The organism is Lelliottia sp. AC1 (assembly GCF_023278595.1).
Lineage (GTDB): Bacteria > Pseudomonadota > Gammaproteobacteria > Enterobacterales > Enterobacteriaceae > Enterobacter > Enterobacter nimipressuralis.
The window spans coordinates 2,519,732-2,535,320 of record NZ_CP025699.1 but is presented as its reverse complement, the minus strand read 5'-3'; the positions used below and the strand labels follow the sequence as shown (position 1 = coordinate 2,535,320).

Here is a 15,589-nt window from a genome sequence, read left to right as displayed (position 1 = left end):
TGAAAAGTATCTTTATTACACAATAAGTCAAGTCGAGAGTGGGGCGGCAGCGTTCTGCGGCTGGGTTTTGCTCATCGGGATCAGCGCAATGATCAGCGCGCCCAGCACCAGGAAACCGGCCACCATGAAGATCCCGGCGTTGAAGTTTCCGGTGACGTCTTTCATCCAGCCCATCAGCAGCGGCCCGAGTGCCGCACCGGTCATCCCGGTGGCGTTAATCACCGCAATCCCGACGGCGCGAGCGCGCAGGGAGATATAGCGATCCGGCGTGGTCCAGAAGATCACCATCGCCGCGAACGCACCTGCCGACGCCATCACAATCCCGGTGAACTGCAGCACCGCCTGCGTGCTGGAGGCGGTTAACATCCAGCCCGCCGCGGCAAACAGATAGGGCAGCAGGGTGTGGATTTTACGCTCGTTCAGGCGATCGGAACGCTTACTCCACCAGACCATTGCCACAATGGTACACACCTGTGGAATGGCACTCAGCAACCCGATGGTGACATTGCTGCTGGTTTCGTTGAAGCTGCGCAGAATCAGTGGCGTCCAGACGCTCAGGGCGCTGAGGGTATTGGTGAGACAGAAATAGGCCACCGTGTAGAGAATAATGATGGGGGTAAACAGTTCGCGCGCCACGCTGCGCTGCGGCAACAGCGACGTGCTCGCGTCCAGCTGCGTTTTGCGGGCAGCGATTTTATCCGCTTCCAGCATCTCCGCCAGGCAGGCTTTGTCATCTTCCGTCAGCCATTTGGCCTTCGACGGGCTGTCATCCAGCCAGAACCAGACCACCAGACCCAACAGCACGGACGGGAAACCCTCCAGCAGGAACAGCCACTGCCAGCCTTTCAGATTCAGCAGGCCGTCCATGTTCAGGATATACCCGGAGGCCAGCGAACCGAGCGCCATGGTGACCGGCATCGCAATCATAAACAGCGCGTTAGCGCGCGCACGATAATGGGCCGGGAACCAGTAGGTTAAATAGAGCAACAGGCCCGGCAAAAAGCCCGCTTCCGCAATCCCGACCAGCATACGCAGCACGTACAGGCTGTTCGGTCCGGTGGCGAACATGGTGGCGGTGGACGCGATCCCCCACACCACCATCAGCACCGCGATCCAGCGTCGCGCGCCGACAATACTCAGCATGATATTGCTGGGAATACCGCAAATGACATACATCACGTAGAACAGGGTGGTCGCGAGGCCAAACATGGTGCTGGTCAGACCCAGATCTTTGCCCATTGTCAGGCCGGCAAAGCCAATGTTGATGCGGTCGAGGTAGGAAAAAACGAACAAAATAAATAAAAACACAATCAGCCGACGGAACAGCTTTTTGATCACGGCCTGCTGGCGAGGGTCCAGAGCGTCGGGCGCAGACGACGGCGGACGCGTCTGCTCCACAGAAGAACGTTCGTTCATGAATAGCTCCACATTGCGATTATTAGAATTAGCGTACAGGTCGGCTAAACGTATAGAAAACAGCCACCGCAACCGTCAATGCAATGTGTAAAAAATGATACGTAATTGTTAATCAGTTAGCATTTTTGAATCATAATGCGATCGGGATCTCTTATACGTTTCAGCACCCGTTCAGATAGGCTTAGTCGCCGCAGATTCGCAGGGTATAATCGTTCACTCTGACGCTTTTTTTGGTAAGGAAACGCATGACAACAATAAAAAATACCCCGGACGGCGCACCTGACGATCCCGCCTTTCATCGCGAAGAGTTTCCGTTCTACTGGATCGTGAATGTGTATGCGCGTTACACGCAAATCATGGAAATTACACTAAAAAAAGCCCAGCTGGATGTTTCTCGCTTCCGGGTGCTGATGGTGACTCACCAGTACGGCAAGGCCAGTATTTCGCAGATTTCCGAGTACGCGATGGCGAAAATGCCCACGGTCACCAAAATCGTCGGACGGCTGCGCGATGACGGCCTGGTCACCACCGCAAGCAGCGAACAGGACGCGCGCGTCACGGAAGTGATGCTCACGGAGGCCGGTCGCAAAAAAGTGGAAGAGGCCTACGCATACACCAGCAAAGTGTTCGAAAAAGGCTTCAAGGGCATGACGGCCAGTCAGGTCGAAAAAATGAATCTCTCCCTGGCAAAGGTACTGGATAACCTCAACGAACTGTGAGGTCAAAATATCCGATGACAAATTTGTGAACTTCGTAGTTTTTCTTTCTAACTCTCTGTAATTTCATCATTAATTTTCTTATGCCGCGCTGAATGCTCAGGGCGGCATTCCTTTCTGATTCCCGCCATTTTGTCTTATTTTTCATCACCCTGAATCAGTAACCTTATTGAAGTAAAGGTTAATTAAATGTTGCACCTACGTAAAATTAACGTGAAAGATTACTTGAATTTTCATCTAATTCTTCCATAGTTGACCTAACGTTAGTCAGGACAAAAAGGCAGCACTGACTGCCCGCCTGAATATGATTCATTTTTTCTGGTTAAGGTATCAATCATGAAGCCAGTTTATGAGATCAATGGTTACGTTGAGCAATTTACCCTCGATGAGGGCGACCTGCGATTTGCGGTCAAAGACACCCTGGATATTGCCGGGCACCCGACCCGCGCAGGCTGCCCGGCGCTGGAAAACGCACCGCTGGCCCGCCAGCACGCCAGCGTGGTTGCGACGCTACTGGAAAACCACTGCCAGCTGACGGGCAAAACCACGCTGCATGAGCTGGCGTTTGGTGTCACCGGGATCAACCCCTGGAGCGGTACGCCGGTGAACCCGCGCTATCCGGCGCTGATTCCGGGCGGTTCATCCAGCGGATCTGCCGCCGTTGTCGCCTCCGGTGAGGTCGATTTCTCCCTCGGCACCGACACCGGCGGCTCCGTCAGAATGCCTGCCGCCTGCTGCGGCGTGCTGGGCTTCAAACCGGGCTACGGCGTGCTCAGCCGTCACGGGGTTTTGCCTGCCCAAAGCTCGCTCGACTGCGTGGGCGTCTTTGCCCGCAATGCCACAGTGCTGCGCCAGGTGATGACCCGGCTTTCCGTCGCCGTGGGGGAACCGCTCAGCGAACTGCCGCCGATGGCCTTCATCTCTGCCGCGTTACCGGAAATCGATAACCGCATTCTCAAGGTACTTGCCGCGTGCGGCGTACGCCCTGAGCAGGCCGGGTTGCCCGCCCTGAACGATGCGCATCGCGCAGGTTTAACCCTCATCAGCCATGAAAACTGGCAGGCCTTCAGCCCGCTGCTGGCGAGCAACGCCGTCTCCGCGGATGTGGCCGCCCGTATTCGCGCCGGGGCAGATATCAGCGCCGAAGCGCTGGCATCAGCTGAACAGGTGCGCAGTGAATTCACCGCACAGGTCGACGCACTGCTGGCAAAAACACCGCTGCTGGCGCTGGCGACACTGCCTGAACTGCCTCCTACCCTTGAGGAGGCCGCCGATCCCCTGAGCGTGGTCAATCTCACACGCCTGGTCCGCCCGTTTAACCTCAGCGGCCATCCGGCCATTACCCTTGCGGTAGATGAACTGCATGGCCGCCCGGTATCGCTCCAGCTGGTGGCTGCCAAAGGCCACGACGGGCTGCTGGTGCAGGCCGTCGAGTGGCTCACCGGACGACGACAACCCTAAACATTCCGTTTTTCTTTGCCTGATGACTCAGTGAGTTCGACTCATTGCGGACGCGCTCGCCCCGCGCACACCGCACAACCCTTTTCGGAGGACGCCATGTCTGCCATCCATGTTCGTGAGGAGCTTGTTCCGCTATTGAGTGATGTTGCGACTCGCAGCGGCGATTTTGAGCATCAACGTCATATCTCTGACGACATCATTACCCGCTTCAAACAGGTGGGCGTCTACCGCGCCCTGGTGCCAAAACAGTACGGCGGAGACGAATGCTCCCCGGCGCAGTTTTGCGAGCTGATTGAGCAGATCTCCACCGCCGACGGCTCGGCAGGCTGGGTAGCCAGTTTCGGCATGAGCCCGTTTTATCTCGGCGCACTGCCGCCGGAAACCCTAAAGGAACTCTATCGCGACGGGCCGGATGTGGTCTTTGCGGGCGGGATTTTCCCGACGCAAAAAGCACGTCAGGCCGACGGCGGCTACCGCGTCAGCGGACGCTGGAGTTTTGCCAGCGGCAGCATGGGGGCCTCGGTGCTCGGCGTCGGGATCTTGCCCGAGGGCGATCAGACCCTGCCGCGCATGGCGGTTCTGCCACGGGCGAGCGTGCAGATCGATCCCGTCTGGGACACCGTCGGCCTTGCCGGAACCGGCAGCCACGATCTGGTGGTCAACGATGCCTTTGTCCCGCAGGAGTGGACCTTCATTCGCGGCGGCGCGCTGAATTTCGACGGGCCGCTGTACCGTTACCCGGTGCTGTCACTGGCGACCCAGGTGCTCTCCGTGGTGGCACTCGGCGTGGCCCGCGCGGCGCTCAACGAAATCTACGCGATCGCCCATCGTCAACAGTCTGTCACCGGCGCACCGCGTCTGGCCGATCGCCAGCAGGCGCAGATGCAAATTGCCCGCTGCGAAGCCGAACTGCGCTCCGCCCGCGCCTGGTTCTATGAGGCCATCGACGACGTCTGGCAGTGCCTGCTGGCCGGGAACGAGGCGAGCTGCGCGCAGATCAACGCCCTGCGACTCTCTTCCACTCACGTCACCCGCGTGGCTGCCGACGTGGCGCGTCAGGCGCTGGCGCTGAACGGCATGGGCGGCGTCACCATGGCCAGCCCGCTGCAACGTTTTGTGCGCGACACCATGGTGATCACCCAGCACGCCTTTATGGGCGATCTCTCGTACCTGAACGCCGGTACGGTCTTTTTCGGCGGAAAACCGCTGCCCGGTTATTTGTGATTTTTAACGAAAGGAGCAACAGATGAGCCAGTCAACAACCTTACGCGTGCTGTTTTGCATCGGCGTAAACCAGAACTTTTTCGACGCCAGCCCGGCGGAAGCCAAACAGGTTTGGGGTGCATTCGGCGTGATGATGAAAGGGATCGAAGAGACCCAGGGCATCCGCGTCATCGGCAACATGGATGACGACCAGCTGATGGTCGGCCCGTCCACTACCGCCCCCTGGACCACCTACGTGCTGGCAGACGCCCAGAAACTGGAAAACGTGGCGGCGGTCTGCAACCTGTTCCGCACCACGCCGGTGGGTGAGGGCGGCTGCAAGCTGTGGAAGTACTGCAAAATCGAAGCCCGCGTGGGCCGTGAACTGATTATTCAGGGCTAAGACCATGAACGCACAGGATGCGCTGCGCTTACAGCAGCTCGAAGACAGCCAGGCGGCCCGCGTGTGTATCAGCGATTACATGCGCCTGTGCGACCAGCTTGACAGCCCTGAAACCGTGCAGTCGATTGGCGCGCTCTTTACCGCCGACGCCTGCTGGGAAGGGCTGGGCGAACCCTACGCCTCGCGGCTCGGTAAACATCAGGGCCGCGAAGCGATTATCACCCTGATGGCGAGCTACGTGCGACAACCCGCCCATTTCGCCATGAACGCGCACTTTCTCTGCTCGGAGGCGCTAAGCCACACGCCGGACGGCGAACTGCGCGGACGCTGGCTAATGCTGCAAACCTCGGCCTTTACCGCCGGTGGCGCACACCTGAACGCGGCGGAAATCTGCGTCACTTTTGCGCGCGACGCGAACGGCATGGCGATGCGCCACTTCACTACCCGCAACCTGTTCAGCCGACCGGTGGACCACTGGCATGCGGCGGATGCGTTACCTGTCCCTGAGAAAAATAACGACGTGCAGGAGAAATAGACATGCAATGTGATCACCTGATAACCATCAAAAACATCGACACTTCGCCGCAGGCGATACCGGACGCGGCAGAGATAGCGGCGCTGGTGCAGTCCGACCGCGTACACACGTCGCTCTACACCTCGGACGATCTGTTCCAGCTCGAACTGGATCGCATCTTCAGCAAGACCTGGGTCTGGGTGGCACACGCCAGTGAAATCCCGGAGACCGGGAGCTTTAAAACCACTGAGCTAGGCACCCAGCCGGTGATCGTGGTGCGCGACCGCAAAGGTAACGTTCACACGCTGCTTAACCGCTGCCGCCACCGCGCGGCGACCGTGTGCGAACACCGCAGCGGCAAAACCAACAGTTTCGTCTGCCCGTACCACGGCTGGGGCTACGCGCTGGACGGCAGCCTGCGCGGCGTGCCGCATCCGGAAAGCTACGCCGACCAGCTGGAAAAAGGCGAACTGGGGCTGATTTCCCTGCGCACGGAACAGTACGCGGGCATGATCTTCGCCACTTTTAACGATCAGATCGAACCGCTGGAAGAGTTCCTCGGCGCGGCGAAAAAATGGATGGACCTGTTTATGAAGCAAGGGGCGGGCTACCCGATTAAAACCGGGCCAGCCCACCGTTTCCGCTTCCCCGGCAACTGGAAAATCCAGCTGGAAAACACCACCGACGGCTACCACTTCCCGGTGGTTCACCGCTCGTTCCTCAGCTCCGTGGATAAGCAGACGGAAGAGATGCTGAATTTCGTTGACGGCAGCGGCTACGTCGAAGATCTGGGCAACGGCCACAGCGTAATGGTGATGATCCCGGAACTGGTGGATCTCGACGCCAACCTCGACGCGCCGATCCCGGAGCGCTTTGAGGCGCTGGCAGAGGCCCTGCGTGCCGACCACGACGAACAGCAGGTGCGCCGTATCGTGCGCGCCGTCGGCGGCTCCGGCTTTAACCTGAATATCTTCCCCAATATCGCCTGTTCGATGGCGTTTTTCCGCGTACTCCAGCCGATTTCCGTGAATGAAACGGAAATACATCACGCGGTGATCACCATGGACGGCGGGCCGGAAATTGCCAACCAGGCGCGTCTGCGTCTGCACGAACACTTCCAGGGGCCGATGGGCTTCGGCACACCGGATGACTCGGAGGCCTGGGAGCGCGTACAGCGCGGGGCAACGGCCGGGGATGATCTCTGGATCATGCTCAATCGCGGGCTGGCGGGAGAGTACCGCACCGACGACGGCCTGCGCAGCGACGTCAGCGCCGAAACCGGGATGCGCGCCGCCTACCAGCAGTGGAAAAAACTGATGACGGAGAGCGAACAATGATGACCCCAGAATCTGAACTCTTTGCCGCCGTGACGCTGATTAACCTTGAGGGCGACTTGCTTGATCAGGGCGAATTCAGCGCCTGGCTGGATCTGTGGCAGCACGACGGTCTGTACGTCGTCCCGATCGATCCGAACGAGACGGATTTCAAAAACACCCTGAACTACGCCTGTGACGATCACCACATGCGCGAAAAACGCGTTCACCGCCTCTACAGCGGGGAGTCGATTTCGACCACGCCGCGCGCACGTACTCTGCGCACGTTGTCGCGTTTTCGTCTGCTGGAATCACAGGACGGCCTGATCGTGGTGCGCGGGGCGCAATCCCTGTGGGAACACCGCAAAGGTCACAGCCGCCATTACGCGGCGGATATCACCTGGCAGCTGCAGCGCGAAGGCGACCGCCTGCGCATCCAGCAAAAGGTGATCCGTCTGGTCAACAGCGACGATGTGCTGCACAGCATCGGCTACATCCTCTGAGGCATCGCTCATGACGCAAACCGTATTAGTGACCGGCGCGGCAGCCGGTCTGGGAAATGTTATCGCGGCGCACCTGCTGGCGCAGGGGTTCCAGGTGGTGCTGACGGACGTTGACGCCGCGCGTGCGCAACAGGCGGCGGACGCTCTGGACCACGACAACCTACTGGCGATCGGGCTGGATATCCGCCAGCCGGGCGACTTCACCCGTGCCCTCGATGCCACGCTCGCCCGTTTTGGCAGCTTACAGGTGCTGGTGAACAACGCCGCGCTGACCCTTGCCACGCCGGTGATGGAGATCGGCGTCGACGAGTTCGACCGGGTGCTCAGCACTAACCTGCGCGGCACCTTTGTCGGCTGCCAGACGATGGGACGCTACTTCGCCGCCCAGGGCTACGGCCGCATTATCAACCTGGCCTCCCTCGCCGGACAAAACGGCGGTACCGCGTCCGGCGCCCATTACGCGGCGTCAAAGGGCGGCATTTTGACCCTCACGAAAGTCTTCGCCCGCGAGCTGAGTCGCTCGGGCGTGACGGTCAATGCTATTGCGCCCGGTCCGATGGATCTGCCGACGGTACACGCCCTGGTGCCGGAAGAAAAAATGGCCGGACTGCTGCAGATGATCCCGGTCGGGAAACTCGGCGAGGCGGAGTTTGTTGCCGAAGCCGTGGCGTTGCTCGCTTCACCGCAGGCGTCGTTTGTCACCGGGGCCACCTGGGACATCAACGGCGGCCTGTTTATGCGCTAAGGAGTTCTCATGCTGACATTACAGGTCATCCGACGTGAACAGCAGGGCGAGGTGGTGCTGCTGACCCTGGCGCGCAGGGATGGAAGCCCGCTTCCGGCGTTTCGCGCAGGCGCCCATATCGACCTGCACCTGAGCGCCGATCTGATTCGCCCGTACTCCCTGTGCAGCGACCCGCAGAACAGCCAGCACTACCAGCTCGGCGTGCTGAAGGAGATCAACTCGCAGGGCGGATCGCGGGCGGTGCATGCCCTGTGCGAAGGCGATGAAATTCAGGTCAGCGAGCCGCGCAACCTGTTTGTGCTGGACGACAGCGCGGCATACAGCCTGCTGATCGGCGGCGGAATTGGTATCACGCCCATGCTGGCGATGGCCGCAGAGCTGCACGCCGCCGGACGCGCGTTCTCGCTGCACTACTGCGCCCGTTCGCGTTCACAGGCGGCGTTTATTCCGCAGCTGGAAAACGCACCGTTTGCCGGGCGAGTGCATCTGCACTTTAGCGATGAGCAGCGCCTGGATCTGGCGGCGGTGCTGTGCGACGTCCCTGACAACACCCACGTCTACACCTGCGGCCCGACGCGGCTGATGGATGCGGTGACCGATCAGGCTAACGCGCAGGGGTACCGCGCTGAGCAAATTCATCAGGAGTGTTTCAGCGCCGAGGTCCAGACCGGCGGCAGCGCGTTTGAGGTGGTGGCGGCAAGTAGTGGGATCACCGTGAAAGTGCTGGAAAACCAGACCATCGTCGAGGCGCTGGCCGGGGCCGGGCTGAAGGTAAATGTGTCGTGCAAGCAGGGGATTTGCGGCAGTTGCCTGACGGACGTGCTGGAAGGCGAGCCGGATCACCGCGACCACTACCTGACCGACGAAGAGAAAGCCGAGGGCGATCAGATCCTGCTGTGCTGTTCCAGGGCGAAATGCCCCCGTTTAGTTATCGATTTGTAAGGAATCACTTATGACACTGCAAACAGAATTTCGTAACGCGATGGCGCAGCTCGGCAGCGCAGTCTCGGTCATCACCACCGACGGCCCGGCGGGGAAATTTGGTTTTACCGCGTCGGCGGTCTGTAGCGTGACGGATCAGCCGCCGACGCTTCTGGTGTGTATGAACCGCAACTCTTACGCCCATCAGCATTTCAAACAGAACGGCACCCTGTGCGTCAACGTGCTTTCCGGCGATCACCAGGGGCTGTCCGGCGTTTTCGCCAACGCCAGTCTGCGATCGGAGGAGCGCTTTCTTCACGACAGCTGGCAGGTGATGAGCAGCGGCGCGCCGGTGCTCAGCTCGTCCGTCGCCAGCTTCGATTGCACCATCGACACCTGTCACGAAGTGGGCAGCCACAGCGTTTTCTACTGCCAGGTGCAGGCGATTCGCATCAGCGAGCAGCCGCGCGGGCTGGTCTACTTCAACCGCCGCTATCACACCGTCGGTGGCGATGTGCAGGCGTAAGCCCACCACAACAAGAGGGGACGCGCGTCATGAGTAATGTCGTCACTGAAAGTACCGCTACCACCGCCACCGGTAGCCAGGACGCGCAGCAGATGCGCAAACTGGTTGTGGCCTCGGTGCTGGGGAATGCGCTCGAGTGGTATGACTTTTTTCTGTATGGCACGGCGGCGGCGCTGGTGTTTGGCCCGCTGTTCTTCCCGGTCGGCGGCGATCCGCTTCAGGGCACGCTACTGGCTTTTTCTGGTTTCGCAGTGGGTTTTCTGGCGCGGCCGCTGGGCGGAATAGTCTTCGGGCATATCGGCGACCGCTACAGCCGCAAAATGACGCTGATCATGACCCTGACGCTAATGGGCGCCACCACCTTTGTGATCGGTCTGCTGCCGGTCTACGCGCAGATTGGTCTCTGGGCACCGCTGTCGCTCATCACCCTGCGCTTCCTGCAGGGCGTGGCGTCGGGCGGGGAGTGGGGCGGCGGCGTGCTGATGCTGAGCGAAAACGCGCCCGCTTCGCGTCGTGGGTACTACACCGCCTGGAGCCAGATGGGCGTCTCCGGTGGGTTCGTCCTCTCGGCGTTCGCCTTTTACCTGGTGCAGCAACTGCCGGAATCGGACTTTATGCGCTGGGGCTGGCGCGTGCCGTTCCTGTTGAGCATCGTCATCTTTTTAGTCGGCGTTTATATCCGCAAAAACATCCGCGAGAGCAAGGCGTTTACCCAGGCGAAGCCGGAAGCGCAGCACGAAAAAATCCCGCTGCTGGTGCTGATTCGCGACCACCCGAAAGCCCTGCTGCAGGCGATTGCTCTGCGCCTGCCGGAGAACGGCGCGTCCTATATCTTCTTTACCTTCTCGGTGGTCTACGCCCGCCATATCGGCATCAGCACCGGGGAGATCATCAGCGCCGTAACGCTCGCGATGCTGGTGGAGTTCTTTTCGATTCTGTTCTGGGGTGCGCTGTCAGACCGCATCGGCCTCAAGCCGGTCTACTACATCGGCGTGATTGGCCTGCTGGTGATGGCGTTCCCGTTCTTCTGGCTGCTCTCCACCGGCACGTACGGCTGGATCATGCTGGCGATGCTGCTCGGACTGCCGTTCTGCCACGGGGCGATGATCGGCACTCAGCCCTGCATCATGAGCGATCTCTTCCCGGTGCGGGTGCGCTACTCCGGCCTGGCGCTGGGGCACGAAGTGGGATCGATATTTTCCGGCGGTCTGGGACCGATGCTGGCGGTGGCGTTGCTGATGGAGTTCAACGCCTCGTGGCCCGTCTCCCTGCTGCTGGTGGTTTACGCGCTACTGGCGTGGATTGCCCTGCGCAGCCTGCCCGGTAACAACAAAGAGGCTCAGGAATGATTGATAAACGGATTGCCACGCTGGAAGACGCAGTGGCGGATATTTTTGACGGCGCGACGGTCATGGTCGGCGGTTTTGGCCCGGCGGGGCAGCCGTCGGAACTGTTGGATGCGTTAATCCGCCGTCGCCCGCGCGGACTGACCCTCATCAGCAACAACGCCGGTAACGGCGACTACGGCCTGGCGGCGCTGCTGAAAGCCGGATGCGTGAAGAAGGTGATCTGCTCCTTCCCACGCCAGGTGGATTCATGGGTGTTTGACGATTTGTATCGTCGCGGCGAGGTTGAGCTGGAGCTGGTGCCGCAGGGCAATCTCGCGGCGCGGATTCAGGCGGGCGGCTCAGGGTTAGGCGGTATTTTTACGCCCACTGGCTTTGGCACCGCGCTTGCCGAAGGCAAAGAGACGCGTCGCATCGACGGCAGAGATTACGTGTTTGAACTGCCGCTCAAAGCCGATTTTGCGCTGATCAAAGCCCTGAAAGCCGACCGCTGGGGCAACCTGGTGTACGACAAAACTGGCCGCAACTTCGGTCCCATTATGGCCGCCGCCGCCCGCTGCACCATCGCGCAGGTGAGCGAGTTTGTGGCCCTCGGTGAACTGGACCCGGAAGCGGTGGTGACGCCGGGCATTTTTGTGCAGCGCCTGATTAACGCGTCCGCCACGTCACTCAAGGAGACAGCGTGAACATATTGACTCACCAACAGCTTGCCGAGCGCATCGCCCGGGATATTCCCGAGGGGGCTTATGTGAATCTCGGCATCGGCATGCCGACGCAGATTGCTAACTATCTTCCGGCGGATCGCGAGATTTTCCTGCACAGCGAAAACGGCATTCTCGGCATGGGGCCGGCGCCTGTGCCGGGAGAGGAGGACCGGGAGCTTATCAACGCCGGAAAACAGCCGGTGACGCTGCTGGCGGGCGGCTGCTATTTCCACCACGGCGACTCCTTCACCATGATGCGCGGCGGGCACCTGGATATCTGCGTGCTCGGGGCTTATCAGGTGTCGGCGGGCGGGGACCTCGCCAACTGGAACACCGGCGCGCCGTCCTCCATTCCCGCTGTCGGCGGGGCGATGGATCTGGCGATTGGCGCGAAGCAGGTGTTCGTGATGACCGAACATCTGACCAAAAAAGGCGAGTGCAAAATCGTTGAGCAGTGTAGCTATCCCCTGACCGGGATGGCCTGCATCGATCGCATTTACACCGATATGGCGGTGATGGATATCACCCCCGAAGGTGTGGTGGTGCGTGAACTGTTTGGCGATGTGACTGCTGAGTATTTGCAGTCCGTGACGCCGGTCGCGCTGTCCTTTGCGCTGCTGACCGACGACGCCACGGCGTAAAGGAGAACACATGGAAATCGAATTCCGCCTTGATGGCCCTGAGGGCGCGCCGCTGCTGGTGCTGTCGAACTCTCTTGGTACCACCTGGGCGATGTGGCAGGCACAACTCCCGGCGCTGACGCAGTATTTCCGCGTGCTGCGCTACAACACGCGCGGACACGGGCGCTCCGCCGTCGGACAGCAGCCCGTCACCCTTGAGCGACTTGGCCAGGATGTGATTGCGCTGCTGGATCACCTCGACGTGGAGCGGGCCTGTTTTTGTGGGATTTCACTCGGTGGCCTGACCGGGATGTGGCTCAACCGCCACGCGCCAGAGCGTTTTCATCGGATTGTGGTCGCCAATACCGCAGCGCGGATTGGGCAGGAGGAGGGCTGGCGGCAGCGCGCGGCACGGGTGCGCGAGCAGGGGATGGCCCCCGTCGCCGAGAGCGCAGCCGACCGCTGGTTTACATCTGCGTTTCGCCACAGCAATCCGGAGGTGGTTTATCCGCTGATCGAACAGCTCGCCGCGACCCCAGCCGAGGGCTACGCCGCCTGCTGCGACGCGCTGGCCGTCGCCGAACTGCACGATGACCTTACGCACATGTCCCGTCCGATGCTGGTGATTGCCGGGGAGTACGATCCGGTCACTACGCCCCGTGACGCCGAGACCATCGTGGTGAATGCACCACACGCGCACGTTCTCATTTTACCGGCGTCGCACCTCTCGAACGTGGCCTGCGCGGCGGCGTTTAACCAGCATGTGACCACTTTTCTCACCGCAGGAGCCGCACATGAGCTTAACCATTGAATCCATCACCTGCTGGCTAGTGGATATTCCGACTATTCGCCCGCACAAACTGTCGATGGCGACCATGGGCTGCCAGACCCTGACCATTGTGCGCATGACCTGCGCCGAGGGCGTGGTTGGCTGGGGGGAGGCCACCACTATCGGCGGGCTGAGCTACGGTGTGGAAAGCCCGGAAGGGATCCGCTCGGCGATTGAGACCTATCTCGCGCCGCTGCTGAGTGGCCAGGCATTCAGCGGCGTGGCGGCCCTTGCGGAGAAGATGAATGCCAGCGTGAAAGGCAACACCTTTGCCAAATCGGCGCTGGAAACCGCGTTTCTCGATGCGCAGGGAAAACTGCTGAATATGCCCGTCAGCAGCCTGCTCGGCGGCGCACTCACTTCCCGTCTGCCGGTGCTCTGGACGCTGGCGAGCGGCGATACCGCCAGGGATATCGAGGAAGGCAAACGCCTGCTGGCGCAAGGGCGGCACAACACCTTCAAACTGAAAATCGGCGCGGGCGAGCTGAACAGCGATATCCGCCACGCGCTGGCGATCAAATCGGCGCTGGGCGAAGAGGTCAGCATTCGGGTGGATGTGAATCAGGCGTGGGATCTGACGAGCGCGATCAAGGGGATGGCGCGGTTACAGGCGGGCGGCATCGACCTGGTCGAGCAGCCAATTCCGCTGTGGGATACCCGCGGCCTGATCGCCCTGAGCCAGCGCTTTAGCCTGCCGATTCTGGCGGACGAGGCGGTGGCCACCGCTCATGACGGATATGCCCTGGCGAGCGGCGGGTTTACCGGCGCGTATGCGCTCAAAATTGCCAAAGCGGGCGGCCCGGCACAGGCCCTGAAGCTGGCGCACGTGGCGCAGGCCGCAGGCGTTGCGCTGTACGGCGGCACGATGCTGGAAGGTACGCTCGGCACGGTGGCGTCGCTGCACGCCTGGTCGACGGTGAAAATGCAGTGGGGCACCGAAATGTTCGGCCCGCTGCTGCTGAAAGATGACATCGTCGTATCCCCCCTCGATTTCAGCGACGGCCAGGTGACCTTTCCGCAAGCGCCGGGACTGGGCGTTGAGATTGACGAAGACAAACTGCGTTATTACGCCAGAAAATAAAGGAGCCTCTCATGCTATTTAAAGTGGAAATGACGGTGAATATTCCCTCCTCGCTGCCTGTCGCACAGGTGGAGGAAATAAAGGCGCAAGAAAAAGCCTATTCGCAGCAATTACAGCGCGAAGGCAAATGGCTGCATATCTGGCGGGTGGTCGGGCAATACGCCAACGTCAGTCTGTTTGAGGTGAAAGATAATCAGGAGCTGCACGACATATTAACCGGCCTGCCGCTTTTTCCTTATATGGAGATTACCGTGCAGGCGTTGTGCGCTCATCCGTCGTCTATTTATTTTGAAAAGTCGTAACAGCGAATAAAAACCTTACCCTACAAGAGGAATACGCAATGTCAGTGAATCCGGCAAAACAAACAGAACTGGAAACGTTACTCGCGATCAGCAGCGGATTAAATGCCACGCAGGGCAACCCGCGTTTTAAAGCGATTATGCATCAGCTGCTCGGCGATCTGTGTCTGACCATTAAAAAGTTTGATATTACCGACGAAGAATTCTGGCTGGCGGTGAACTATTTAAATGAGCTGGGCGAGCGAAAAGAGGCGGCGCTGCTGGCGGCAGGGTTAGGGCTGGAGCACTACCTCGATATGCGCGCCGACGAAAAAGAGGCGGCGGCGGGGAATGACGTCGGCACCCCGCGCACCATCGAAGGGCCGCTGTATGTGGCGAACGCGCCGCTCAGCGAGGGCTATGCCCGCATGGATGACGGCAGTGAGGACGCGGAAACCCTGTGGCTGCACGGCACCATCACCGATCTGGAGGGGAAACCGGTGGCCGATGCCATCGTCGATATCTGGCACGCCAACACCCTCGGCGGCTACTCGTTCTTTGATGCTTCCCAGAGCGAATACAACCTGCGCCGCCGCGTGCAGACCGGGCCGGATGGCCGCTATGCGGTGCGCAGTATCGTCCCTTGCGGCTACGGTTGCCCGCCGGATGGTCCAACGCAAAAACTGCTGAACGGACTGGGGCGTCACGGTAATCGTCCGGCTCACATCCATTTCTTTGTCTCTGCGCCCGGCTTTAAACATCTGACGACCCAGATTAACCTCAATGGCGATCAATATTTGTGGGACGATTTTGCCTTTGCCACCCGCGAAGAGCTGATTGCCGACCCGGTTAAAATTACCGACAGCAAACTGTCGCAAGCGCGTGATATTAACGGTCCCCATACGGAGGTAAGCTTTAATTTCGCGCTGGTGGCAAGTGACGATAGCCAGCAAGAAGAACGCGGGAAACGCGCCCGCGTGAAAGAATAATACACGGCGCATTGTTATCTA

The 15,589-nt window shown here is 60.2% G+C and carries 18 protein-coding genes; 17 read left to right on the top strand and 1 reads right to left on the bottom strand.

Annotation, left to right across the window (positions count from 1 at the left end; all coding sequences use genetic code 11):
• Window positions 1–27: 27 nt before the first annotated feature.
• Window positions 28–1,416, bottom strand: a complete 1,389-nt coding sequence (gene hpaX, locus C0560_RS12100) for a 4-hydroxyphenylacetate permease (protein WP_123427640.1) — start codon at window positions 1,414–1,416, stop codon at window positions 28–30.
• A 245-nt stretch (window positions 1,417–1,661) separates the two neighbouring features.
• Here hpaX and C0560_RS12095 point away from each other — a divergent pair, with 245 nt between their 5' ends.
• The 17 genes from C0560_RS12095 (at window position 1,662) to catA (ending at window position 15,568) form a co-directional block, all read left to right on the top strand.
• Entirely contained in the window at window positions 1,662–2,135 is a 474-nt protein-coding gene (locus C0560_RS12095; RefSeq protein WP_100779858.1) for a MarR family winged helix-turn-helix transcriptional regulator, read from the top strand.
• 333 nt (window positions 2,136–2,468) lie between these two features.
• A complete protein-coding gene (locus C0560_RS12090) occupies window positions 2,469–3,593 on the top strand; it encodes an amidase (RefSeq protein ID WP_248858619.1) in 1,125 nt (374 codons plus the stop codon).
• A gap of 96 nt (window positions 3,594–3,689) precedes the next feature.
• Window positions 3,690–4,817 carry an acyl-CoA dehydrogenase family protein gene (locus C0560_RS12085; protein WP_248858617.1) on the top strand — a complete coding sequence of 376 codons (1,128 nt, stop codon included), beginning with the start codon at window positions 3,690–3,692 and terminating at the stop codon, window positions 4,815–4,817.
• Between the two features lie 22 nt (window positions 4,818–4,839).
• Window positions 4,840–5,199: an IacB protein gene (locus tag C0560_RS12080; protein WP_123427646.1), complete on the top strand. Its 360-nt coding sequence runs from the start codon at window positions 4,840–4,842 to the stop codon at window positions 5,197–5,199.
• Window positions 5,200–5,203: 4 nt separating this feature from the next.
• Window positions 5,204–5,734: a nuclear transport factor 2 family protein gene (locus tag C0560_RS12075; RefSeq protein ID WP_107703394.1), complete on the top strand. Its 531-nt coding sequence runs from the start codon at window positions 5,204–5,206 to the stop codon at window positions 5,732–5,734.
• 2 nt (window positions 5,735–5,736) lie between these two features.
• Complete coding sequence (locus tag C0560_RS12070; protein ID WP_231275817.1) at window positions 5,737–7,050, top strand: Rieske 2Fe-2S domain-containing protein; 1,314 nt, start codon at window positions 5,737–5,739, stop codon at window positions 7,048–7,050.
• Window positions 7,050–7,529, top strand: a complete 480-nt coding sequence (locus C0560_RS12065; protein ID WP_100780863.1) for an aromatic-ring-hydroxylating dioxygenase subunit beta — start codon at window positions 7,050–7,052, stop codon at window positions 7,527–7,529. Before C0560_RS12070 ends, C0560_RS12065 begins: the two co-directional genes overlap by 1 nt.
• Before the next feature lie 10 nt (window positions 7,530–7,539).
• Window positions 7,540–8,274 (top strand): SDR family NAD(P)-dependent oxidoreductase, encoded by a 735-nt coding sequence (locus C0560_RS12060; protein WP_248858615.1) that lies wholly within the window; start codon window positions 7,540–7,542, stop codon window positions 8,272–8,274.
• A 9-nt stretch (window positions 8,275–8,283) separates the two neighbouring features.
• A complete protein-coding gene (locus C0560_RS12055; protein WP_248858613.1) occupies window positions 8,284–9,216 on the top strand; it encodes a PDR/VanB family oxidoreductase in 933 nt (310 codons plus the stop codon).
• A gap of 10 nt (window positions 9,217–9,226) precedes the next feature.
• A complete protein-coding gene (locus C0560_RS12050) occupies window positions 9,227–9,721 on the top strand; it encodes a flavin reductase (protein WP_100779866.1) in 495 nt (164 codons plus the stop codon).
• Between the two features lie 92 nt (window positions 9,722–9,813).
• Window positions 9,814–11,070, top strand: a complete 1,257-nt coding sequence (locus C0560_RS12045) for an MFS transporter (RefSeq protein ID WP_164971771.1) — start codon at window positions 9,814–9,816, stop codon at window positions 11,068–11,070.
• Window positions 11,067–11,753, top strand: a complete 687-nt coding sequence (locus C0560_RS12040; protein WP_248858611.1) for a 3-oxoacid CoA-transferase subunit A — start codon at window positions 11,067–11,069, stop codon at window positions 11,751–11,753. The genes C0560_RS12045 and C0560_RS12040 overlap by 4 nt, the downstream gene beginning before the upstream one ends.
• Window positions 11,750–12,412 carry a 3-oxoacid CoA-transferase subunit B gene (locus C0560_RS12035; protein WP_248858609.1) on the top strand — a complete coding sequence of 221 codons (663 nt, stop codon included), beginning with the start codon at window positions 11,750–11,752 and terminating at the stop codon, window positions 12,410–12,412. Before C0560_RS12040 ends, C0560_RS12035 begins: the two co-directional genes overlap by 4 nt.
• A gap of 10 nt (window positions 12,413–12,422) precedes the next feature.
• Window positions 12,423–13,202, top strand: a complete 780-nt coding sequence (gene pcaD, locus C0560_RS12030) for a 3-oxoadipate enol-lactonase (protein ID WP_248858607.1) — start codon at window positions 12,423–12,425, stop codon at window positions 13,200–13,202.
• Window positions 13,186–14,301 (top strand): muconate cycloisomerase family protein, encoded by a 1,116-nt coding sequence (locus C0560_RS12025; RefSeq protein WP_181826475.1) that lies wholly within the window; start codon window positions 13,186–13,188, stop codon window positions 14,299–14,301. The genes pcaD and C0560_RS12025 overlap by 17 nt, the downstream gene beginning before the upstream one ends.
• 11 nt (window positions 14,302–14,312) lie before the next feature.
• Window positions 14,313–14,603 carry a muconolactone Delta-isomerase gene (catC, locus tag C0560_RS12020; RefSeq protein WP_123427662.1) on the top strand — a complete coding sequence of 97 codons (291 nt, stop codon included), beginning with the start codon at window positions 14,313–14,315 and terminating at the stop codon, window positions 14,601–14,603.
• Window positions 14,604–14,641: 38 nt separating this feature from the next.
• Complete coding sequence (catA, locus tag C0560_RS12015; protein WP_123427664.1) at window positions 14,642–15,568, top strand: catechol 1,2-dioxygenase; 927 nt, start codon at window positions 14,642–14,644, stop codon at window positions 15,566–15,568.
• Window positions 15,569–15,589 lie beyond the last annotated feature (21 nt).